At 64.0% G+C, this 21,610-nt stretch carries 19 protein-coding genes; 8 read left to right on the top strand and 11 right to left on the bottom strand.

Annotation, left to right across the window (positions count from 1 at the left end; genetic code table 11):
- Positions 1–79: 79 nt before the first annotated feature.
- From U5A52_RS00965 to U5A52_RS00920, 10 genes are all read right to left on the bottom strand, one after another.
- Complete coding sequence (locus U5A52_RS00965; protein WP_321933435.1) at positions 80–1,387, bottom strand: hypothetical protein; 1,308 nt, start codon at positions 1,385–1,387, stop codon at positions 80–82.
- A 182-nt stretch (positions 1,388–1,569) separates the two neighbouring features.
- On the bottom strand, positions 1,570–1,872 hold the full coding sequence (locus U5A52_RS00960; protein WP_321914534.1) for a hypothetical protein: 303 nt from the start codon (positions 1,870–1,872) through the stop codon (positions 1,570–1,572).
- A 308-nt stretch (positions 1,873–2,180) separates the two neighbouring features.
- On the bottom strand, positions 2,181–3,173 hold the full coding sequence (locus U5A52_RS00955) for a hypothetical protein (RefSeq protein WP_321933433.1): 993 nt from the start codon (positions 3,171–3,173) through the stop codon (positions 2,181–2,183).
- A gap of 187 nt (positions 3,174–3,360) precedes the next feature.
- Positions 3,361–4,554 carry a cystathionine beta-lyase gene (gene metC, locus U5A52_RS00950; RefSeq protein WP_321934149.1) on the bottom strand — a complete coding sequence of 398 codons (1,194 nt, stop codon included), beginning with the start codon at positions 4,552–4,554 and terminating at the stop codon, positions 3,361–3,363.
- 84 nt (positions 4,555–4,638) lie between these two features.
- Positions 4,639–6,249, bottom strand: coding sequence for a rhodanese-like domain-containing protein (locus tag U5A52_RS00945; RefSeq protein WP_321933431.1), 1,611 nt, complete (start codon positions 6,247–6,249; stop codon positions 4,639–4,641).
- A 149-nt stretch (positions 6,250–6,398) separates the two neighbouring features.
- Complete coding sequence (locus U5A52_RS00940; RefSeq protein ID WP_321914539.1) at positions 6,399–6,995, bottom strand: cysteine dioxygenase family protein; 597 nt, start codon at positions 6,993–6,995, stop codon at positions 6,399–6,401.
- Positions 6,996–7,025: 30 nt separating this feature from the next.
- Positions 7,026–7,787: an amino acid ABC transporter ATP-binding protein gene (locus tag U5A52_RS00935; protein WP_321914626.1), complete on the bottom strand. Its 762-nt coding sequence runs from the start codon at positions 7,785–7,787 to the stop codon at positions 7,026–7,028.
- 28 nt (positions 7,788–7,815) lie between these two features.
- On the bottom strand, positions 7,816–8,508 hold the full coding sequence (locus tag U5A52_RS00930) for an amino acid ABC transporter permease (RefSeq protein WP_321933429.1): 693 nt from the start codon (positions 8,506–8,508) through the stop codon (positions 7,816–7,818).
- Positions 8,509–8,511: 3 nt separating this feature from the next.
- Positions 8,512–9,204, bottom strand: coding sequence for an amino acid ABC transporter permease (locus tag U5A52_RS00925; protein WP_321933427.1), 693 nt, complete (start codon positions 9,202–9,204; stop codon positions 8,512–8,514).
- A gap of 99 nt (positions 9,205–9,303) precedes the next feature.
- Positions 9,304–10,128, bottom strand: coding sequence for a transporter substrate-binding domain-containing protein (locus U5A52_RS00920; protein WP_321914542.1), 825 nt, complete (start codon positions 10,126–10,128; stop codon positions 9,304–9,306).
- Positions 10,129–10,355: 227 nt separating this feature from the next.
- On the opposite strand from U5A52_RS00920, the gene U5A52_RS00915 reads away from it, so the two are divergent.
- The 3 genes from U5A52_RS00915 (at position 10,356) to U5A52_RS00905 (ending at position 14,079) form a co-directional block, all read left to right on the top strand.
- Complete coding sequence (locus U5A52_RS00915) at positions 10,356–11,225, top strand: LysR substrate-binding domain-containing protein (RefSeq protein WP_321914543.1); 870 nt, start codon at positions 10,356–10,358, stop codon at positions 11,223–11,225.
- Positions 11,226–11,451: 226 nt separating this feature from the next.
- Positions 11,452–12,783, top strand: a complete 1,332-nt coding sequence (locus U5A52_RS00910; RefSeq protein WP_321933425.1) for an MFS transporter — start codon at positions 11,452–11,454, stop codon at positions 12,781–12,783.
- A 108-nt stretch (positions 12,784–12,891) separates the two neighbouring features.
- Positions 12,892–14,079, top strand: a complete 1,188-nt coding sequence (locus U5A52_RS00905) for a porin (RefSeq protein WP_321914545.1) — start codon at positions 12,892–12,894, stop codon at positions 14,077–14,079.
- Positions 14,080–14,160: 81 nt separating this feature from the next.
- Here the strand turns inward: U5A52_RS00905 and U5A52_RS00900 are convergent, their stop codons facing one another.
- Positions 14,161–15,213, bottom strand: a complete 1,053-nt coding sequence (locus U5A52_RS00900) for a LacI family DNA-binding transcriptional regulator (RefSeq protein ID WP_321914546.1) — start codon at positions 15,211–15,213, stop codon at positions 14,161–14,163.
- 203 nt (positions 15,214–15,416) lie between these two features.
- Between U5A52_RS00900 and U5A52_RS00895 the strand changes: the two genes are divergently transcribed.
- Genes U5A52_RS00895 through U5A52_RS00875 form a run of 5 tightly spaced genes read left to right on the top strand, consistent with a single transcriptional unit; the run spans position 15,417 to position 21,547 of the window.
- Positions 15,417–16,964 (top strand): altronate dehydratase family protein, encoded by a 1,548-nt coding sequence (locus U5A52_RS00895; protein ID WP_321933424.1) that lies wholly within the window; start codon positions 15,417–15,419, stop codon positions 16,962–16,964.
- A 57-nt stretch (positions 16,965–17,021) separates the two neighbouring features.
- Entirely contained in the window at positions 17,022–18,356 is a 1,335-nt protein-coding gene (locus tag U5A52_RS00890; protein WP_321933422.1) for an MFS transporter, read from the top strand.
- Positions 18,331–19,122, top strand: a complete 792-nt coding sequence (gene hpaI / locus U5A52_RS00885; RefSeq protein WP_321933420.1) for a 4-hydroxy-2-oxoheptanedioate aldolase — start codon at positions 18,331–18,333, stop codon at positions 19,120–19,122. The genes U5A52_RS00890 and hpaI overlap by 26 nt, the downstream gene beginning before the upstream one ends.
- Positions 19,123–19,170: 48 nt before the next feature.
- Entirely contained in the window at positions 19,171–20,472 is a 1,302-nt protein-coding gene (locus U5A52_RS00880; protein WP_321914550.1) for an MFS transporter, read from the top strand.
- Between the two features lie 22 nt (positions 20,473–20,494).
- A complete protein-coding gene (locus U5A52_RS00875) occupies positions 20,495–21,547 on the top strand; it encodes a cyclase family protein (protein WP_321933418.1) in 1,053 nt (350 codons plus the stop codon).
- Positions 21,548–21,610 lie beyond the last annotated feature (63 nt).

The following is a 21,610-nucleotide window of genomic DNA, read 5'->3' as shown; positions in this document are numbered from 1 at the left end:
TGAGAAAGGAAAGGGTCGTGGACATGGTGGACGGGTTCCGTGAGTCGATCCCGCCACCATAAATGAAGGCGCGTGTTTTTTAGTTACCGCGCGAGCGCCACTTCTTAATGTATGTTTCAGAGCGGCGTGGTTTCGGCGCGAATAGCTTGCGCACCTTCGTGCCGAGCCGCCGCAACGGGGCACGCTTGAGCGCCTTGACCTGTTCCTTTGCCCGCTCCAGCGCACTGCGCGTGGCAGCGAGTTCGCTCACTAGCGCGGCGTCCGCCGCAATGCCGTCGATCAACGCAATATTCACGACACGCGTCGAGCGATGCAGGGAAACCGCGCCTTGCGGCCAGTTCACGTCGGGACCGAATGCGAGCACCTGGGTCGCTTGCGCGAGCTTGCTGGACCAGAACGAATGCGTTTCATCACTAATCTCGCGCGATTCGACGAGCGCTTTCGAAAGCGCCAGCGCGTCGAGGTGAATCGCCAGGCCGCGCATCGCGTCAAAGCCGCATTGGCGAGGACCATCGGCGGATTCCACGCTGCCAAGCGATGGATTCAAGCCCGACATCTCCGCGATCCATTGTTCCGCCGCCTGGGCATAAGCGGGCGAGCGCGCGGCGAGATCGCAATCGAACACCGCATCGGATGACGTGAAGGCGTGCCGGAGCGTCAACAGCCAATGCGCGAGAAAGCCGCGATACGCATCGGCGGGATCGATCTGCGCAACGTACTGTTTCCAGAACGTGAGGCGCGCTTCAAGCGTGACACGCGTGCCGCTCTCGGGCATCTCCGGCAACGTGACCCGCAAAGCCTCAATCACTTTGCGCGCGAGCGGAACGTGCCGGTTCATATCGAGCACGGCAAACGGAATGGCGACAAAATGCGCGTTGCGGTGCCTGGCGAACAGCTCCCAGCACGATTGCCATTGTGTGACCGGGTTCTTCAGGACAACGATATGCACCGCATCGGGAAACGTATCGTAGAACCAGTTGAGCCGCCCCAACGACCTGCAAAACTTGAAAACCGGTGTGCGCCCGGCGGCGTTTGCCGTGCGCGTGAGCGTATTCAGGTACTCGACAATACGGGGCGCGGCTTCGGGTGCATCGCCGGAAAAACTATCGACAGAAAAGACCGCTTCATAACCGGCGATTCCCCGCTTTTCACCGTCGAGCAGATGCGCGAACTCGGCGAAATAGGGGCTCTCCAGATCGGGATGCCCCGAACGCCAACTGCTCGCCGTGCTTGTGTTGAGCATGTCCCGATCGATGCTCGCCAGCATTTCATGCAGCGGTTCATAGTACGCGGTGACTTGATCCAGACTGCGAAAACAGGACCATAACCACGTGCCCGCCGTTCGATATCCGGTGTGCAGGAAAATGGCTTTCGATTCGGGATTCATGCGACCTCGGTAGTGAATTCAAATGCCCGTGGCCGAACGCAACCGCCGACAGACCAACGCTGAGACGCTGGAGTGTAGGGCGAGTCAAAGTTTCTCAGGTTACATAAAGCATTACAGTCGATTACGATTTTCAATTCATCAGGCTGTCGTTGCTGTTTGGGCACCACGGCGCATCGCGACGCTCAGTACTTCGATGCGAAATTGGCGGGCGCGAGCCAACGGAATCCCGTCAGGACCTTGCCTTCGAACCGGCATTCGACTTGCGCGGGCACGAGCGCATGCGTGCTCCGGTCCTCCATCATGCCGCTCACGGTGAACGAGCGGCCATCCGGCGACGGCCGCGTGTCACTGACCGAGACGATCGCGGGTTCCGCGGATCTCTGCATTCTCTCCACACACTGGTCGGTATTTTTTTGGGCTACGGACGTGCAGCCCTCGAACGACAACGCGGCGGCGATCAGCGCGACTGCCGCGAGCTTGTCCATCTTCATATTCCTTCCTTTCGTTTCCAACATGGTTGATTGTCTCCGGCTTGATATCGTGGCCGACGCCGATTCTATGGCAGCGGCGAGTCTATTCTTCATAACTAAACATCGAGACGTGATTCGGATGCCGATGAAAGCGCCACGGCTGTTTGGTCGGGGCGGGTGGCTGCAAACCTTGTCAACGCGTAGCTGTGGGGTAGAAGATGACCGGGCCGATTTCAAACAACGCGTACGCCGTTAATAGTCGGCAAGAAAATCTCGAAACAAAGATTACGCAACGCACACGTAAAAAAACAGCAGTGACCGGCTCAGCGCCGCATTCCGCCGCCGCCTGCACTGAAGCCGCCGCCGGACCAGCCGCCCGCACTCGAACCTTGTACCGTGCCCGTTTCGACGCTGCCCAATTGGCTGTCGTCGAGCGTTGACGTGCGTGCGGCGTTGCGGCTGCGCGTGAGCGTCACGCCCGCCGCGCCCGGACCAGGCGCGGCGTCCAGCGCGGCTAAACCGGCAGCAACGTGGGCGTGGTGCTCGGGCTGCGCATTCGCATTCAGCGACGGATGCGCGCCATACACGTAGCCCTGTCCCACCCCGATCGCGAGACTCACGCCAACCGGACCGCATCCCGTGCTGATCACCGCGGCTTCCTGCGTGAAGGATCCCATCGTCCCCACGCCCGCCGACATCTCGCCGCTCGCCGAAACCGGCGCGCATTGCATGGCGTCGACCAGGACGCCGTTCTCCGGCACGCTCACGTCGATGAATTCGGTACCGCCAATCAATACGCTCGCGAGCTTGCCAGGCGCGAGCACACCACTGTGACTCGGACCGGTTGTCATGAACTCGACATCGGCGGCAAAACCCGTGAGGTGCGCCGCATGAGGCGGCAGCGTGACACGGTACGCCGCATTGCGCGGGCCGTCGTCGATGCCCGCGAAACTGCCGCCGCGCGTCACGATCCGGAAGCCAATGCCCGGAAGACTCGTCGCGTAGACGTTGCCGAGGCCAGCGCTCGTGTCGGCGGGCGCGAGCACGCGCAATTCGCGCACGTTGTCCGGGCCGCTGCACGTGAAGGGAATGTCGTTGAGCGCGGCCACATGGGCCGAGCCGACCGTGGTTCCCACCGGCGCATTGAGCGGCACCGAGAGATGCACGGGAGAAAGCGGCAGCACCAGCACGCCGGGGTCCGCGGTCGGTCGGCATTCGGCGTGCGCTAGCGGCACATAGGAACCCGCGAGCAGCGCCAGCACGGTGGTGAGCCAGCGTGCGCCGCGACGCGCAGTCGATTCGAAAGAGCGGGGCATCGTTGAAAAAGGGGCAAGTGAGCGCGACCGATTTTACGGCACGGCGACTTCAGCGCCCCGACAAGCAATTTACCGATTGTTACTGCTGCGCGATAGAACGCAAGGCCCCCCGGTTTGACCGGCGGCTCGGGCATGCGGCGCATGTTCAAGGCGTTGACGGCTTTGACGCCCGCGCAGTATCGCCAGATTATTGGCCGGAACTGATTGCGCCGAGACTGTGCGCGAGATCGTCGATGAGATCACGCGGGTCTTCAAGCCCCACATGCAGACGCACGATCGGCCCGGTGTTCCTCCAGTCCTCGCAGGTTCTGGCGCTCGCGACGTTGACGACAGTCGCGAGGCTTTCGAAGCCGCCCCATGACGCGCCGATTCCGAACAGCGACAGCCCATCGACGAAGCGATCGGCCGCTTCAGCCGACACTTGCGAGAGTTCGAATGAGATCAGTCCGTTGGTGCCGGTGCAGTCGCGCTGCCATAGCGCGTGACCCGGATGTTCCGGCAGCGCAGGGCAGAAGACGCGCGCGACGGCAGGCTGTGTAGTGAGCCAGTGTGCAACTTCGAGTGCATGCTTCTCGTGCAGCGCGAGCCGGGCGCCCAGCGTGCGCGTGCCGCGCAGCACCAGGTACGCATCGTCGGGGCTGACGGCGACGCCCTGCGCATCGCTCATTGTCGCGAGAGGCCGCCAGGCGGCCTCAGTCGTTGTTACGGTGCCCATCATCACATCGGAATGGCCGCTCAGGTATTTGGTCGCGGCCATGATGGAAATGTCGGCACCGAGCCGCAACGGCTGATACTGCACGCCTGAGCCCCATGTATTGTCCGCGGCCAGCAGCGCGCCGTGGCGGTGCGCCAGTTCGGCGAGCGCGGGCAGATCGCACAGTTCGTAGAGCAGCGAGCCCGGACATTCGACGTAGACGAGCTTCGTGCGGGGCGTCATGCGGCTCGCGACATCCGAGCCGTCTGCCCGGATATACGTGACGTCGACACCCCACGGCTCGAGGAACGTCCTGGCGAAGTGGCGCAGCGGCTGATAGACGCAATCGGAAATCAGCACGTGGTCGCCAGGGCGAAGATAGGCGAGGAACACCATCGTTATGGCCGCGAGGCCAGTGGGGAAGAGGCGCGTTCGATAGCCTCCTTCGAGTCCCGACACGACATCTTCGAGGGCGAAGCCGGTAGGATTGCCGCGTGCGCCGTATGTGAACAAGCGCTCGGTACTGCGCCGGCTGCGTGCATCGTTCAGATCGGCCATCGTTTCGAACAGCGCAGTCGACGCGCGTACGACCGGCGGGTTGACCGCGCGCCCGCCGTCGACGACCGTGGACGTGCCGCCTTTGACAAGACGGGTGGCGAGGCGTGGAGCGTGCGAATCGTGGGGCATGTGAATAGGTGCCTTGAAGCGGGTGCCGTTCGCCGGCAGGTTCGTCGTTGCCTGATGTGCGGGCATCGCCCGCACATCCTGCGTTCACTTCGTCGCGGCTGCTGCGCCGATTCGAAACGTGCTGTGCTCATCGGCGTCGAGCTGGGCGAGCAGGCCGGTTTCCCACGCGAGATACTGACGCGCCGCTGCCTTGTTGCCGTCGTGACGATCATGCACGAAGAACAGGTAGTCGATGCAGGCTTCGTCGGGCGGCATGGCGGGCGTGGCGCTTACGGCGTGTCCGGCCGCCGTCCACGCGCCAAGGCCGCCTGCGAGCAGCACGAAACGGCCTGTATCGTCAGGCCGGCGTCGCAGCCAGTCCGCGACGAACAGCTCGGCGACGCCGCGCTCATCCGCGACGAGCGCGATGTTCCGGTCCGCGGGCACATCTGGCGGATCGGGCAGACGAGGGCGGATTGCCCATTGCGAGCCCGGAATATGGGCGCTTCGATAGCTCATGCTCGGCCGCAAATCGACCACTTGCATTGGCCTGGTCGCGAGCGCTTCGGCAAGCGTTGCCGCGTCAATTTCGGGCAGGGTCGCTTCCACAGCCGCAGGCAGGACCGGCAGCGAAACGCCGCTCGCGAACGCGTCGGGCAGCACGTACGCGTCGTGGCCCAACTGGCGCAGCCAGCTGGCGACGATCGGCGCGCGCACGCCGTCGCTGTCGAACAGCACGACACGCGCATGACGCACGCCGACGTATTGATCCGTAGCTTGTATCAGCTGTCCACCCGGGGTGTGTTGCGCGCCCGGCAACGAGCCGCAAGCGAATTCTTCCGGCGTGCGCACGTCGCACAGGTAAAGCGTGCGGGACGCATCGCACGCCCACTGTGCGAACGTGGCCGCGTCCACATGTGGCACCGCGAAGCGTTCGGCCAGTGTGCGGCTCGCTTCGCGCATCGGCTCGAGGGCGGCGAGCGGCACCGCTTCCGGGTAGCGGCGGGTGCTGCCGTGCTCGAGCGGCAGGTCCTCCAGGTACCACCCCTGCGTGCCGTTTGCGAGCGCCATCACAGGGTTGGCGATGCCCAGATTGATCAGCGTTTGCGCGCCGATGATGCTGCGCGTGCGACCCGCACAGTTGATGACGATCGGCGTCGTTGCGTCGGAAACGAGTTCGCGGATGCGATAGCCAAGCTCGCCATTGGGGCAGCAGATCGACGAAGGGATCGTCATCTTCCGGTATTCGCCGAGCGTGCGGCCGTCGAGAATGACGACCGGCTCGCCGCGTTCGCGCTTTGCCGCGAGTTCGCGCGCCGTAATGTGCGGCGTGTGATACGCGTGCTCGACCAGCTCGCCGAACGTCTTCGACGGCACGTTCACGCCCGCGAACAGCGTATGGCCGGCGCGCTGCCAGCCCTCGGTGCCATCCTCGAGCACGTGCAGGTTCGTATAGCCACGCTCGCAGAGGCGAGCCGCCGCGTCGAGCGCGACGGTCGCATCGGTGTCGTAGAGCACGAGGCGCGTGGTGCGGCGGGGAACGAGCCGCCCGATCTCGAGTTCGAGCCGGCTATAGGGGAGCGGCACGCCGTGAAAGAGGTGCGCTTCGCCGTACTGCCCGTGCTCGCGCACGTCGATGAGAGCGATCTCGGCGCCGTCACGCAGCCAGCGCTTGAGCGTCGAGGCGTCGATAAACGAAGGGAGCAATGAGGTCATGTCGAAAGCGTTGCCGTTTCGTAGGGTTGAACGAATCCCCACCGATTGCCGGGGCAAAACGGTGCCTCGGTCCCAGCCCCATGTGGGCGGACCTGTGCTGGACACGGCGCCGCCACGGCGCCGGGCAGGATTCGGGAGTGGGCTTTGCGTTAGCGGCGCGTCTTCACGCCGATGTTCATCACCTGATACGTGCCGTTTTCGAGGTCGAACGTGATGCGCTCGGTGAGCGTTTCCAGCGCGCGGCCATACATGTGCAGGTGGCGGATCGGCGTATCGCCCTTGATCTCGACGGCGTGAATGTCGTCCGAGGCAAGCGCGATGCCGTGGCCGGGTTCGACGACGACGGTCTGCGTCACTTCGACCGAGCCCACGCCCGGCGTCCTGCCGTCGTCGGTGCGCCGATAGAGGAAGTTGTGCTCGATGCCGTCGACCGCCGCAATGCAGGCCCATGTCGTGTGGTTATGCGGCGTGATCTTCTTGCCGGGGCGCATGACATTCAGATACAGCGCGTAGGTCTGGTCGGCGTCTTCGTGAATCAGGTAGCGCGCCTGAAGCTCGCCATCGGCGGGCGGCGGGAAGTCCGCGTCCTGCCACAGCTCGCGGCGCGCCGCGAGCGACTTGACCTGATCGAGCACCGCGGCGAGCGCCGGACGCGTCTCGCCCGCGGGCGCAAGCTCGGATTTCATGGCGGCAATCGCTTCAGCGACGGCAGTATCGCGTTGTGCGGACAGGGACGGTGTTGACATGAGGAATGGGTCTCCGAGATTGAAAGTAGGTTAAGCGGCGCGATACTCGGCAAGCTCGCGCGGCGACGGGCGCAGTACGTCATGTAAAAAGCGTTGCGCGCGCTCGTGTGCGGGCCGGGTGAAAAACCTGTCGGGCGGCGCGTCTTCGAGCAACTGGCCCTGGTCCATGAACCAGACGCGGCTCGACACTTCGCGCGCAAAGCCCATTTCATGGGTGACGATCACCATCGTCAGGCCGTCGTTGGCGAGACTTCGCATTACCTGCAGCACCTCCTGCACCATCTCTGGATCGAGCGCGCTCGTCGGTTCGTCGAACAGCATCAATGGCGGCTTCATCGCAAGCGCGCGTGCAATCGCCACGCGCTGCTGCTGGCCTCCGGACAGGTTCGCGGGCATCGCGTCGATCTTGTGCGCGAGGCCGACCTTGGCCAGCAGATTCTCGGCCTGGGCGATGGCTTCGTCGCGCGACATGCCGAGCACCCGGGTGGGGCCCAGGATCAGGTTTTGCCGCACCGACAGGTTCTGGAACAGGTTGAAGCTCTGGAACACGAAGCCGATGCGGGCGCGCAGCCGGTTGAGCTTGACGTTGCGCGCATTCACGTCGCAGCCTTCGAACAGGATGCGTCCCTGCTCGATGGCTTCGAGCCGCGTGACGGTGCGGATCAAGGTCGACTTGCCGGAGCCGGACGGCCCGCATACGACGACAACTTCGCCGCGCTCGATTATGGCGTCGATGCCCCTGAGCACATGGTGCTGACCGTAGTGCTTGTGCACGTTCTCGAAAGCGAGCATGGTCATGGTCTCTTTTGCTCCTGCGATATCAAGCGAGGCCCGCGCGCTGGCGAGCGATGCGGCGCTCCAGCTGCCCCGCAAAGCGCGAGACGGCGAAGCACAGGATGAAATAAAAAGCGGCAAGCACGAGGAACGTTTGAAACGGCTGCGTCAGCGTGATCGTGTTGACCTGCGCCGCCGAATACGTCAGCTCGGGCACGCCGATCACATACGCGAGCGAGGTCGCCTTGATGATCGAGACGAACTGGTTGACGATCGACGGCAGCATGTTGGCGAGCGCCTGAGGCAGTTGCACGTAGCGCATGCTTTGCAGCCACGAGAGCCCGTTCGAGCGCGCGGCTTCCATCTGACCGCGCGGCAGCCCTTCGAGTCCGGCGCGCACGATTTGCGCAAGGAACGCGCTTTCGTAGACGACGATCGCGCACACGGCCGTCGTAACCGCCGACACCTGCGCGCCCACCAGCAGCGGCACCGCGAAATAGGCCCAGAAAATCAGCATCAGCAGCGGAATGCCACGGATCAGACGTGTCCAGATGCTGGCGGCGCGCCGCAGTCCACGCAACGGCGAGACGAGCGCGAGACCGATCGCGACGGCAATCGGGAACGACATCGCGAGGCCCAGCGCCGAGATGACGAGCGTGATCGCCACGCCGCCGAGCGGCCCGTGCGGCCAGTTGCCGACAAGAAACAGCCCAAGATAGTTGTGCAGAATATCGAACATGGCTCAGGTTCCGAGCGGCGTCGTGCGACGTTTGGCGAAGTGGTCCGAGAGCGCCATCAGCGCCAGCGTGCCGATCAGATAGAGAACGGTTGCGACGAGGAAGATGTCGAAGGTGCGAAACGTCAGGTTGTCGATCTGGCGCGTGTTGTACAGCAGTTCGTGCACGCCGATCGCCATGGCGAGTGAACTGTCCTTGAAGAGCCGCAACGCCTGGTTCAGCAGCCCCGGCAGCGCCACGCGCATGCCTTGCGGCAAGATCACGTAGCGAAACGCCTGCAGGTACGTGAGACCGATCGAACACGCCGCCTCTTGCTGCGTATAGGGAATCGTGCGCAAGCCGGAGCGCAGGTCTTCTGACATGAATGCGCCGTAGTTGAGCGCCAGCGCGATCGTGGCGAAAAAGAACTCCGTGTTTCCGGTGTTGACCCAGTGATAAAGCGGCGCGGGCAACAGTTGAGGGACGCCGAAATACCACACGAGGATCTGTACGAGCATCGGCACGTTGCGGTGATATTCGACAACGGCAAAGACGAACGTCTTGCACGCCTTGATGGGCAGCGCACGCAGCGTTGCGAGCACGACGGCTACGACGATGGCGAACAGGCCAGACACGACGAACAGCTGCAATGTGGTGAGTACGCCGTTGCGCAGCAAAGGCAGGTAGCCGTCGTCGAGCAGAAAGGAGAAGTCGAACATGCTGGGGCAGGTCGTCAGGAGTCGATAAGAAAAATGACGGGGACGGCGTGCGTTGCGCAGGGGGTCCGTCCCGGTGACTTCCGCGCGAAGCGCGTGCGTTCACTGCGTCCTGATCGGTTCGACCTTATAGTCGCGCGTGAACTTGTACGGCGAGTTCACGCCGAGCCATTTGTCGAAGCTCTGCTGAAGTCCGCTCGACTTGTCGTAGTCGTGCAGGATCTTGTTGACCGCCGCCATCAACGCGGGTTCGCTCTTGTTCATGACCACACCCCAGCGCTCCTCGTAGACGGGCGCAGCGAGCATCCGGTATTGCTGGCCGCCCTTTTGCGCGGCCTCGTTCGCAAAGCGCGCGAGGATGTTCTGGCCAGCGACAAGACCGTCCACCTTGCCTTGCTGGAGCGCGAGGAACGCCGACGGAATATCGTGGAACGTGAGTAGATTCGAGTTCGGCAGGCGCGTGACCGATACCGCCGCCGAACTCGAACCTTCCGAAGCCGCGATCTTCTTGCCGTTGAGCTGATCGAGATTCTGGATGGGGGAATCGGCGCGTACCAGCACCCGGATCGGCGCGACATAGTACTGGTCGCTGTAGTCGACCTGTGCGGCGCGGGCCGGCAACCACGCCATCGCGGCGGCGAGCACGTCGACGCGGTGCGTCTTCAGTTCGGGAATGCGCGCGTCGGTCGACAGCGTGCGATGGTCGAGCTTCACGCCCAGTCCTTGCGCGAGCACCCGGCATACGTCGACGTCGAAGCCCACGATCTGGCGCGTGGCGGGATCGGGAAAGGCGTACGGCTCACTGGCGTTTTGCGTGCCGCATACGAGGGTGCCGCGGGCCTTGATGTCGGCCAGTTCGTCCGCATTCGCCCGGCCGAAGGTGGCGAGGAAGGTGATCGTCAGAACGGCCAGTTTTCGTTGCCACATAAAGCGGGGTCTCCTCCAGAAAGGAAGTCTCTGCGATGACGGGTGCCGCGGTCGAGCGTGCCCGCCTGTGCCCACCTGTACGTTGAGGGCACGCGTCGACGCACGCACATGTCTCCGGTTGCATAAATTGTGCTTGAGTGTTGACAAGCTTATCGGTCAAAATTTTGGCGAACAATTTAATTATTTGCCGAAAAGCATTAGCGAAATTGAACTATCGGATGCCCGGAATGCGAAACCTCGATATCGATCTGCTGCGCACGTTCGTCGCCATCGCCCAGCGCGAAACGTTCGCTGCGGCGGCCGAGCAGGTCGGCCGCACACAGTCTGCGATCACACAGCAGATGCAGCGGCTCGAGCAGGAAGTAGGCTGCATCCTGTTCGAGAAGCGGGGGCGGCAGAAGATGATGACGACGGACGGGTCGAGGCTGCTCGCTTACGCAAACAAGATCCTCGCGCTCAACGATCAGGCGGTGCAACTGGCGTATTCGCGGGGCCCTGGCGAGAAAGTCCGCATAGGATCGCCGCACGACGTGGCGGACTCGATCCTGCCGAACATGCTGCGGCGTTTGTCGAAGTTGTCGACTGAACTGCAAATGGAAATCAACGTCGGACGCAGCCCGTTCCTGATGGATGCGTTGCGCGATGGCGAACTCGATCTCGTGATCTCGACGCGCTACGACGATGCGTTCCCGGGCGTCACGCTGCGCACGTCGCCAATGGTCTGGATCTGCGCGGAGGATTTCACGTTCAATCCGGGGGAGCCCGTTCCACTCGTGATGGCCGACGAGCTGAGCCTGTTTCGCAAGCTGTCGATTGCTGAACTCGACGCGAACGACATTCCCTGGCGGACGAGCTTCATGTCTCCAACGCTGACGGGCATCAAGGCCGCGATCAGTGCTGGCCTCGGCGTCACGGCACGGACCACTGAATTGCTCGACGCGAATATGCGCGTACTGACCGAAGGCGATGGCTTGCCGCGCCTGCCGGAGGTCGCCTTCTATCTGTACGTGCAGCCGACTTGTACGAGCGCCGTGCTGCGCGAGTTGTTCGAGTCGACGGAGCGCATCGCGACGCGCTTCGGGCCTTCGTTCGCATAACCGGCCGCGTTCGGGTCTGGCGCTTTCGTTCGCGTTACGGCCACCTTGCGATTGCAGGATATTGGCATTTACCCCAAGGAAAAGACACTGGCATTTCTCTAGCGGACAGACTAGGATTGCGCCCAATGTTACCGGTTACAGTAAACGGTAACATCCCGGCTGCGGAGTCGCGCTTCATCCCGGCGCGGCCGGGAGCGACCATGATTAATAAAACAGGAGACACGAGATGAATCTGGCCACCAACGTGCGGAGCCGGTCGAGGATTCGCTGGTGGGTTGCGGGCCTCATGTGGGCGGCGATCGCGATCAACTACATCGACCGCACCGTGCTGTCGGCGGCGGCGCCGCGCCTCCAGTCGCAATTCCACCTGAGCGCGGTGGAAATGGGTGTCGTCATGTCGGCGTTCTTCTGGTCGTACGCACTGCTGCAACTGCCCGCGGGTTTTCTTGCCGACCGTTTGGGCCAGAAAAAGGTGCTGGGTTTCGCGGTGCTCTGGTGGTCGCTGGCGACGGCGGCCACGGGCATCGCGAGCGGTTTCAAGTCGCTCGTCGCGTTGCGCGTGGCGCTTGGCGCGGGCGAGGCGGGCGCGTATCCGAGCAACGCGGGCATTGCGTCGAAGTGGTTTGCGCGCAGCGAACGCGCGACGGTCGCGGGCATTTTCGATAGCGGGTCGAAGCTGGGTGGCGCCATCGCGCTGCCGCTCATTGCCGCGATGCTCACGGCGTTCGACTGGAAGATCACGTTCGCGCTCACCGGTTTGCTCGGTCTGATCTGGTACGTGGTGTGGCAGTTCACGTTCAGCGATTCGCCGCGTGATCACAAGCGGGTCAATGCCGAGGAACTCGCGTACATCGAGAGCGATTCATTGGCAGAGCGAAGCGACAAGGCAGAGCGCCCCGCGCTGCGCAAGCTGCTCGCACACCGCAACATCTGGGCGATGTGCATTGGCTTCTTCATGATCAACTATAACTCGTACTTCTTCATCACCTGGCTGCCCACGTATCTCGTGAAGGCGCGTGGCATGACGATGATGGAAATGGGCTGGATGGCGTCGCTGCCGCTGCTCGTCTCGATAGTGGTCGAGATTTTCGCAGGCTGGGCGTCCGATCGCGTGTTCGCCTCGGGCAAGCTTTCGCTCACCGCTACGCGCAAGCTCTTTCTCGTGATCGGCTTGCTGATGGCATCGAGCATCGGTTTCGCCGCGTTCGCCGACTCGGCCGCCGTTGCGGTGCTGCTGCTGTGCATTGCGAAGTCGGGCACGACCGTGGCGGCTTCGCAAGTCTGGGCGCTGCCGGCCGACGTCGCGCCGCGCAACGCCGTGTCGATGGTAGCGGGCGTTCAGAACACGGTATCGAACATCGGCGGCGTGGTTGGCCCGATCGTCACAGGGGCGATTGTTGGCGCGACGGGTTCGTTCGTGCCAGCGCTCGTCGTGTCGTCGGCGCTGATCGGCGTGGCGATCGTCAACTATCTGTTCCTGCTGGGCAAGGTCGAGCCGATTCGTCTCGACGGTGCTTCGCCGCAGCCGCAGGCGCGCGAGTACAGCAACGCCCCGTAATACCACCGGATCAACCTACGCGGTTTCGCCGGAAGCATTCCCGCCGTTTTCTCTCAGGCGGTAATACATAGTAGTCCTCTAAATACTAAAACCAGACAGGTCACCTGTATGAAAAAAGCACTTTTCGCAGCGGCCGGGCTTTTGTCCGTCGCACCCGTCATGGCGCAGGCCCAGAGCTCCGTCACGTTGTATGGTCTCGTCGATGCCGGTATCGGTTATGTCAATAACATCAAAGGCGGTTCGGCGTTCCAGTTGACGAGCGGCCGCCTGAGCGGTAGCCGTTGGGGCCTGAAAGGAAACGAGGATCTCGGCGGCGGCCTGAGCGCGGTGTTTACGCTCGAAGGCGGCTTCAAGCCCAGCGACGGCACCGCCGCACAAGGCGGGCGTCTGTTCGGCCGCAGCGCGTTCGTGGGCATTGCGAAGAGCGGCATCGGCACGTTCACGCTCGGCCGCCAGTATGAGCCGTTAGCGGATCTCGTCGCGCAATACGCCGGTTCGGGCTTTTGGTCGCCGTCCACCCACGTGGGCGACAACGACAACCTGAACCAGACGTTCCGCATCAACAACGCGGTGAAGTTCCGCAGCGACACCATTGCGGGCTTCACCGTCGACGGCATGTACGCGTTCAGCAACCAGGCGAGCGGCGCGGGCGGTCAAGGCTTTGGAAACAACCGCGCCTGGGGCCTCGCCGCGAACTACGTGAACGGGCCGCTCTCGATCGGCGGCGGTTACGTGCTGCTCGATCATCCGAACACGACGACCAACACGAGCGGCGCGATTGGTGGCGCGTCGACCACGAGCGGCGACGACTACAGCGGCGGGTTCTTCTACAACCTCGACGGCGGCGTGGCCCGTCAGCAAATTGCGGCGGCCGGCGCGAACTACAAGATCGGCAGCGCGATTGCGGGCTTTGCGTTCAGCCACACGGAACTCGACTATAACGACGGGTCCTCCCGCAAGTTCAACAACTACGACGCGAACCTGCGCTACCTGCTCACGCCCGCCACGACGCTGATCGGCGTCTACACGTTCACGGACGGCCGCGCGAACGGGCTGGCGGGCACGGGCGGCGCGACGCTCAAGCCGAAGTGGCATCAGTTCACGCTGGGCGTGGACTATGCGCTCTCCAAGCGTACGGACGTCTACCTCTCGGGCACGTATCAACTCGCGGCCGGCGACGCATCGACGCGCGTAGGTTCGTCTTACAGCCGGATCGCGGCGATTGCGTATGCGGGCGGCGCATCGTCCACCAATCGTCAGGTCGACGTGTTCACGGGCATCCGCACGAAGTTCTGATCGCGCTTTACGCGCTGGAAGCAAAAAGGCCTCGCCATGTGTGCGAGGCCTTTTTGCGTTGCCGTCGCAACGCGATCACGCTCAAGCCGAGCCGCGCTCGATCAGCGTGAAGCCGACGTCCACTTTTGCGCGCTTGCTCGCGCCGGTCTCGATTTTCTCCATCAGCATGGACGCCGCGAGCTTGCCGATCTTCGTGCCGTCGATCCGAATGGTTGTGAGTGGCGGGTCCGTGTCGGCGGCGAAATTCTGGTCGCCGTAGCCGATCACCTTGAGGCGCCCCGGCACGTCGAGCCCGCGCGCACGGGCTTCCATGAGCACGCCGAGCGCCATGATGTCCGCGCCGCAGAAGATCGCGTCGATCTGCGCATGCTCGTCGAGCAGCTTCGCGAGCGCGCGGCGTCCGTCGCCGAGATGGGCGGGCGAGGGCACGGCGGCCACGGGAATCTCGCGCTCGCCGCCGAAGGCGTCGATGAACGCGTTGGCGCGCAGCGTCGCCCGGCGGTCGCCCGGCGTGACGATGGCCGGGTGCCGCGCGCCACGCTCGCGCAGGTAGCGCGCCGCCGCTTCGCCTACGCGCGTATGCGAGAAGCCAATCAACATGTCGAGCGGCGAGCGCGTGATGTCCCACGTTTCGACCACGGGAATGCCGGCCGCGCGCAGTTTCTGCCGCGACGCCTCCGAGTGAATCACGCCGGTGAGCACAATGCCTGCCGGCCGCCGCCCGATGATGGCGTCCAGCAGCGCCTCTTCGCGCGATTCGTCGTAGCCGCTCTGGCCGAGCAGCAACTGATAGCCGGCCGTCTCGAGTTCCGCGGTCAGGGCGGCGACCGTTTCCTGGAACACGCTGCCCGCCATCGCCGGGATCAGCGCAACGACGAGGTGGCTGCGATTCGAGGCAAGCGAGCCCGCGATCAGATCGGGTGTGTAGCCCGTTTGCCGCACGGCCTCGCGCACGCGTTCCAGCGTTTCAACCGAAACCAGTTCGGGATTGTTGAGGGCGCGTGAAACGGTGACCTTCGTGACCCCCGTCAGTCGGGCCAGGTCGCTGAGCGTGACCCGGCCGGTGTTCTTGCGGGCACGCCGCGACGCGGTGCCGGCGGCGGGCTGGGCGAATTCTGTCGAGGTCTTGGTCACGGGCGCGCGCGCTCCTGCGGCAAAAAGGTGTTGGCATTATCCCAAAACTGTACTACGATGGCATCTATGTTACCGGTTACATTAACCGGTAACGCTGTTCCAAACGAAAGGCGCGCGTTCCCCGGCGCAGCCAGCAACAATTTCGCATGGGACCGGAGCCGGTGCCGCTGCGCGCCCTTCGGATCGTCAGCGGAGACAGGCGAATGCTCCAATCCAACAAGTCCTATAACGGGCCGTTGATCCGGCTCAACCCCAACGACAACGTCCTGATCGCGCGCGAGTCGCTGACGATCGGGGATCAAGTCTTGATCGAAGGTGAAGTGATTCGCCTGCGCGCGCAGGTCGCGGCGGGCCACAAGGTGGCCGCGCGGCGCATGGCGTCGGGCGAGCCCATCCGCAAATACGACACCGTGATCGGCGTGGCTGCGCGCGACATCGAGCCTGGCGAGCACGTTCATACGCATAACATCACGCTCGTCGACTTCGATCGCGATCCGGGTTTCGGTCTCGACGTGAAGCCTGTCGACTACTTCGCGCCGGAGCAGCGCGCGACGTTCGACGGCATCGTGCGGCCCGACGGTCGGGTCGCCACGCGCAACTTCATCGGCATCCTCGCGTCGGTCAACTGTTCGGCCACGGTCATTCGCCATATCGCCGACTACTTCACACCCGAGCGGCTGCGCGATTATCCCAATGTCGACGGCGTGGTCGCGTTCGCGCAAACGAGTGGCTGCGGCATGTCCTCGCCGAGCGAGCACTTCGACGTGCTCCGCCGCACCATCGCGGGCTACGCGCGCCACCCGAACCTGGGCGGCGTGCTCATCGTCGGGCTGGGGTGCGAGCGCAACCAGGTCGGCGATCTGCTCGACTCGCAGGGGCTGAAGACGGGCAAGGCCGTGCACGCGCTGGTGATGCAGGACACGGGCGGCACGCGTGCAACGATCGAAGCCGGCATCCAGGCCGTGCAGGCGATGCTGCCCGCGGCAAACGACATCGTGCGTACGCCGGTGCCGGTCAGCCATCTGAAGATCGGCCTCGAATGCGGCGGCTCGGACGGTTTCTCGGGCATCACCGCGAATCCGGCGCTGGGCGCCGCGATGGACCTGCTCGTGCGTCACGGCGGCACCGCGATCCTCTCCGAAACGCCCGAGATTCACGGCGTCGAATACATGCTCACGCGCCGCGCCGTGTCGCCCGAAGTCGGCCAGAAACTGCTTGACCGGCTCGCGTGGTGGGAGCGTTATACGCGCGGCCAGAATGGCCAGTTCAACGGCGTGGTCGGGCCGGGCAACCAGCAGGGCGGTCTCGCCAACATCTTCGAAAAGTCGCTCGGTTCCGCCATGAAGGGCGGCACGACGCCGCTGCAAGCCGTCTACGAATACGCGGAGCCGATCGATCGCGCAGGCTTCGTATTCATGGATTCGCCCGGCTATGATCCCGTCGCGGTAACGGGGCAGATCGCGAGCGGCGCGAACCTGATCTGCTTCACCACGGGCCGCGGCTCCATGTTCGGCTCGAAGCCCGCGCCGACGCTCAAGCTCGCGAGCAACACGCCCATGTTCACGCGTCTCGAAGAGGACATGGACATCAACTGCGGTCGCGTGATCGACGGTGAGCGCACGATCGAGGAAATGGGTCAGGACATCTTCGATCTGATCGTTCGCGCGGCTTCGGGCGCGCGCACGAAGAGCGAGTTGCTCGGACTCGGCGACAACGAGTTCGTGCCCTGGCACATGGGCATCGTGAGCTGAGGGCGCGCGACTGCGCGCCTAGGGCCGGCATCAATAGAACAGGTAGGGAGACAGCAGATGTTCGAATCTGCGCAGCGGCACGGCCGCTCGAAGATGCGCTGGTGGGTTGCCGGCCTCATGTGGGCGGCGATTGCGATCAACTATATCGATCGCACGGTGCTCTCGGCGGCGGCGCCGAAAATTCAGTCAGCGTTCCATCTCGACGCGATGCAGATGGGCATCGTCATGTCGGCGTTTTTCTGGTCGTATGCGCTGCTGCAATTGCCGGCGGGCTTGCTCGCCGATCGGCTGGGCCAGAAGAAAGTGCTGGGTTTCGCGGTGCTCTGGTGGTCGATCGCGACCGCGATGACGGGCCTCGCGACCGGTTTTCGCTCGCTCGTCGGTTTGCGCGTGGCGCTGGGCGTGGGCGAGGCGGGCGCGTACCCGAGCAACGCGGGTATTGCCACGCGGTGGTTTCCGCGCAAGGAGCGCGCGACCGTTGCGGGCATTTTCGACAGTGGCTCGAAGCTCGGTGGCGCGATCGCCTTGCCGCTGATCGCGTGGATGCTGGCCGTGTTCGACTGGAAGATGACCTTCGTGCTCACGGGCCTGCTCGGCATCGTGTGGTTCGTCGCGTGGCTCGTGAGCTTCACCGACTCTCCCGCCGCGCATCCGCGCGTGAATGCGGCGGAACTCGCGCACATCGAAAGCGATAAAAGCGCGCAACGCGCGCAGCCCGTCGCGCGTCCGCCGTGGCGCAAGCTGCTTGCGCACCGCAACGTGTGGGCGATGTGCATCGGCTTTTTCATGATCAATTACAACTCGTACTTCTTCATCACGTGGCTGCCCACGTATCTGATGAAGGAGCGCGGCATGAGCGTGCTGCAGATGGGCTGGATGGCCTCGTTGCCGCTGCTCGTGTCGATCGTCGTCGAGATTTTCGCGGGGTGGGCCTCGGATCGTGTATTCGCGAGTGGCAAGCTCTCGCTCACTGCCACGCGCAAGCTCTTTCTCGTGGTCGGGCTCGTGATGGCGTCGAGCATCGGCTTCGCGGCGTTTGCGCACTCGGCGCTCGTAGCGGTCCTGCTGCTGTGCGTCGCGAAATCGGGCACCACGGTCGCGGCTTCGCAGGTGTGGGCACTACCCGGCGACGTCGCGCCGCCCAATGCCGTTTCGATGATCGCGGGCCTGCAAAACTCCGTGTCGAATCTCGGCGGCGTGGTCGGCCCGATCGTCACGGGCGCCATTGTTGGCGCGACCGGTTCGTTCGTTGCCGCGCTGCTGTTCTCGGCGGCGCTGATCGGCATTGCGATCATCAACTATCTGTTCCTCCTCGGGAAGGTGGAACCCATTCAATTCGGCGACCCTTCACAGGAGACACGCATTCATGAACCCGCAGACTTCAGCGCTTAATCCGTTCAAGGCGGCGCTCGCCGCGCGCAAGAAGCAGGTTGGCTTCTGGCTTTCCATGGCGGATCCGTATCTCGCAGAAGTGAGCGCGACGGCCGGCTTCGACTGGCTCCTCATCGACAGCGAGCACGCACCGAACGAACTGCGCACGATCCTCGCACAACTGCAGGCCGTGGCGCCGTACCCGGGCGAACCGGTCGTGCGCCCCGTGAACGGCGACCCGGCGCTGCTCAAGCGTCTGCTCGATATCGGCGCGCGCAATCTGCTCGTGCCGATGGTCGATACCGCCGACGAAGCGCGCGCGCTCGTCGCGGCCGTGCGCTATCCGCCGCATGGCATTCGCGGCGTGGGCAGCGCGGTGGGCCGCGCGTCGCGCTGGAGCCTGCGTACCGACTACCTGGATATTTCGGATGACGAAGTATGCTTGCTCGTGCAAGCGGAAACGACGACGGCGCTTGGCAACCTCGAAGCGATCTGCGCCGTGGACGGCGTGGACGGCGTATTCATTGGGCCGGCTGATCTCGCGGCTTCCATGGGTTATCGCGGCCGGGCCACGCATCCCGAAGTGCAGCAGGCGATCGACGGGGCGATCCGCACGATCGTCGCGTCGGGCAAAGCAGCGGGAACACTCATGTCCGACCCGGCACTCGCGCGTCACTACCTGGAGCTTGGCTGCACGTTCGTCGCGACGGGGGTGGACATCCTGATGTTCGCGAACGCGGCGCGCAAGCTCGCGCGTGATTTCGCGGACGTGCGCACAGCGGACTGAAGCAGCGCGCCAAAAGACCGCGCAAAGCGATGGAGGAGGAGACGCGACATGAACGATTTCGCAGCGAAAAGCGGGGCGGCTGAGCACATCCGGGCCCTGCGCGAGAACTGGCGCATCATCTTTGCCGCGACGGCGGGATGGGCGCTCGACGCATTCGATTTTACGATTCTGCTGTTTCTGATTCCCCATCTGGGCAAGGTGTTCGACGTGGGCTTGCCCGCGATGGCGTTCGTGGTGACCGCAACCGGCTTCGCGAAAGTGGCGGGCACGATCGGCTGGGGGTTTGCCGCGGACCGCTTCGGTCGAAAGATCGTGTTCATGGCGGCCGTGCTGTGGTTTTCATGTGCCGCGGGTTTGAGCGGCCTCGCGTGGAGCTACGCGTCGTTCATGGCCATGCGCGTTTTGTTCGGCATTGGCTTCGGCGGCGAGTGGACCGCATCGGTCGCGCTGCTGATGGAAACCGTGCCCGCGAAAATTCGTCCGCTCGCTTCGGGCATCATGGTCGCGGGCTACGAGTTCGGCTATCTGCTCGCGGCGCTCGCATTCCACTTTCTGTTTCCCGTCACGGGCTGGCGCTGGATGTTTTTCCTTGGCGTGCTGCCCGCGCTGCTGACGCTCTTCCTGCGCCGCAACGTGGGCGAGTCGCCGGACTGGGAGCGTGAACGGCAGTCGAAGGTGCGCCGCCGCGCGCGCGAAGTGTTCATCTTCAATCCGGCCGTCTTGCAGGCGTGGCTTTTTTCGGCCGCGATCAATTTCATGCTGTGGGCCGTGCAGGTGCTGTATCCCACGTTCCTGCTCACGACGCAACATCTCGACTCGAGCCAGATCTTTCCGTTCATCATCGCTTATTCGGTGGGCTCGGTCATCGGCAAGCCGCTTTCGGGCTATAGCGCGAGCCGCTTCGGCGAGCGCCGCACGATCTGCATGTTCCTCGGCGTCGTGATCCCGTCGACGGTGCTCTATACGATGGTGCAGAGCCACTTCCTGCTCGGCGTGGGCGCGTTCTGCATGGGCATGTTCGCGAACGGCCTGTTCGGCATCATGCCGCTCTATCAATCACGGCGTTTCCCGGTTGAAGGGCGCGCGACCGGCATTGGCATCAGCTACGCGATGACCTCGGTAAGCGTGGTCGCCCCGTATGCAATCGCGCTCGTCACGCCCTCGCTCGGGCTCAAGTTCGGGATGGCGTCGTTCATCGCGGGCGGCGCGCTGCTGCTGATCGCGATCAGCGTGTTCGATACTTCGCGCTGGATGCCGCGCGGCGAAGCGGCCGAAGGCGCGACTCAAGGCGGCACGGAGCCCGGCGAAACAGGAACGCCGATGCTGGCGGCCGGCAGCGCCACGCGTTGAACGGGCCAACAGGAGCACACCGATGAACACAACCTCACGCCGCTGGACCCGGCGACCCGAAGATTCCACCTGGGGTGACTGGGGCGCCGACGATCAACTCGGCCGCCTGAATCTGATCACGCCCGCGAAGGTGCTCGAAGGGTTGCGTGAAGCGCGCGAAGGCCGGACGTTCTGCCTGAGCCTGCCGCTCGATTGCCCCGGCAACCGCGTGCTGAACCCGCGCCGCGCGCCGCCGCGAGTCGAACCGACGATGCGCGGCGACAAGCCGAACATGACCTACCCGCTCTCGCGCGACAACGCGGTCCTCACCGACGTGATCTGCGACGACGTGGTCACGCTCGCGCTGCAGTATTCGACGCAGTGGGACAGCCTCGCGCACATGGGCCAATGGTTCGACGCCGACGGCGACGGCAAGCCGGAAATGTGCTTCTACAACGGCTTTCGCGCGGGCGAGGACATCGTCGGGCCGCTCGATTACCGCGACGAGACGTTGCCCGCGACCGATCGCGCGAGCGGCGCCTGGCGGCTCGGCATCGACAACATGGCGGCGACCTGTGTGCAGGGGCGGGCGGTGATGGTCGATATCAAACGGCAGTTCGGCACAGGGCCGTTGCGCATTGGCTATCGCGAGTTGATGGAAGCGATGAAGGCGCAGTGCGTGGTTGTCGAGGCCGGCGACATGCTCTGCCTGCGCATGGGCATGGACGAAGCGTTGCTCGATGTCTATCGCACGCAGAACGAACAGGCGCTCGAAGGCGGTTTTGCCGGTCTCGACGGCCGCGATGAAGCGCTGCGCCGCTGGATCATCGAATCGAATGTGGCCGCTCTGATCTCCGATAACGTGGCCGTCGAATGCTTGCCCGCGGCGCCTTGCAACGACGCGCGCTATCCCTCGCATCCGTTGCACGATTTGTGCTTGTTCCGGCTTGGCGTGCATCTGGGCGAGCTTTGGCATTTGAGCGAACTCGCAGACTGGTTGCACGCGCACGGCCGCAACCGTTTTCTGTTGACCGCGCCGCCGCTGCGGCTGCCGCGCGCGGTCGGCTCGCCGGTCACACCCGTCGCGACGGTCTAGCGGCTCACGGACACATTTGCGCGCGCGAGCAGAAGTACAGCACGCGCGGGCGCTGGATATCTG

It is taken from the genome of Paraburkholderia sp. J8-2, assembly GCF_905220195.1.
In the GTDB taxonomy this organism is placed as follows: Bacteria; Pseudomonadota; Gammaproteobacteria; order Burkholderiales; family Burkholderiaceae; genus Paraburkholderia.
Note: the sequence above shows the minus strand (reverse complement) of the source record. Positions and strands in the feature narration are given on the sequence as shown.

What these genes read in the sequence shown, in the direction of transcription:
- U5A52_RS00890 (WP_321933422.1), top strand. Translation starts at nt 17,022, where the DNA reads ATGTTCGAATCTGCGCAGCGGCACGGCCGCTCGAAGATGCGCTGGTGG.
- U5A52_RS00940 (WP_321914539.1), bottom strand. Translation starts at nt 6,995, where the DNA reads ATGTCAACACCGTCCCTGTCCGCACAACGCGATACTGCCGTCGCTGAA.
- hpaI (WP_321933420.1), top strand. Translation starts at nt 18,331, where the DNA reads ATGAACCCGCAGACTTCAGCGCTTAATCCGTTCAAGGCGGCGCTCGCC.
- U5A52_RS00920 (WP_321914542.1), bottom strand. Translation starts at nt 10,128, where the DNA reads ATGTGGCAACGAAAACTGGCCGTTCTGACGATCACCTTCCTCGCCACC.
- U5A52_RS00945 (WP_321933431.1), bottom strand. Translation starts at nt 6,249, where the DNA reads ATGACCTCATTGCTCCCTTCGTTTATCGACGCCTCGACGCTCAAGCGC.
- U5A52_RS00880 (WP_321914550.1), top strand. Translation starts at nt 19,171, where the DNA reads ATGAACGATTTCGCAGCGAAAAGCGGGGCGGCTGAGCACATCCGGGCC.
- U5A52_RS00910 (WP_321933425.1), top strand. Translation starts at nt 11,452, where the DNA reads ATGAATCTGGCCACCAACGTGCGGAGCCGGTCGAGGATTCGCTGGTGG.
- U5A52_RS00930 (WP_321933429.1), bottom strand. Translation starts at nt 8,508, where the DNA reads ATGTTCGATATTCTGCACAACTATCTTGGGCTGTTTCTTGTCGGCAAC.
- U5A52_RS00965 (WP_321933435.1), bottom strand. Translation starts at nt 1,387, where the DNA reads ATGAATCCCGAATCGAAAGCCATTTTCCTGCACACCGGATATCGAACG.
- U5A52_RS00875 (WP_321933418.1), top strand. Translation starts at nt 20,495, where the DNA reads ATGAACACAACCTCACGCCGCTGGACCCGGCGACCCGAAGATTCCACC.
- U5A52_RS00955 (WP_321933433.1), bottom strand. Translation starts at nt 3,173, where the DNA reads ATGCCCCGCTCTTTCGAATCGACTGCGCGTCGCGGCGCACGCTGGCTC.
- U5A52_RS00960 (WP_321914534.1), bottom strand. Translation starts at nt 1,872, where the DNA reads ATGGACAAGCTCGCGGCAGTCGCGCTGATCGCCGCCGCGTTGTCGTTC.
- U5A52_RS00935 (WP_321914626.1), bottom strand. Translation starts at nt 7,787, where the DNA reads ATGCTCGCTTTCGAGAACGTGCACAAGCACTACGGTCAGCACCATGTG.
- metC (WP_321934149.1), bottom strand. Translation starts at nt 4,554, where the DNA reads ATGCCCCACGATTCGCACGCTCCACGCCTCGCCACCCGTCTTGTCAAA.
- U5A52_RS00915 (WP_321914543.1), top strand. Translation starts at nt 10,356, where the DNA reads ATGCGAAACCTCGATATCGATCTGCTGCGCACGTTCGTCGCCATCGCC.
- U5A52_RS00925 (WP_321933427.1), bottom strand. Translation starts at nt 9,204, where the DNA reads ATGTTCGACTTCTCCTTTCTGCTCGACGACGGCTACCTGCCTTTGCTG.
- U5A52_RS00905 (WP_321914545.1), top strand. Translation starts at nt 12,892, where the DNA reads ATGAAAAAAGCACTTTTCGCAGCGGCCGGGCTTTTGTCCGTCGCACCC.
- U5A52_RS00895 (WP_321933424.1), top strand. Translation starts at nt 15,417, where the DNA reads ATGCTCCAATCCAACAAGTCCTATAACGGGCCGTTGATCCGGCTCAAC.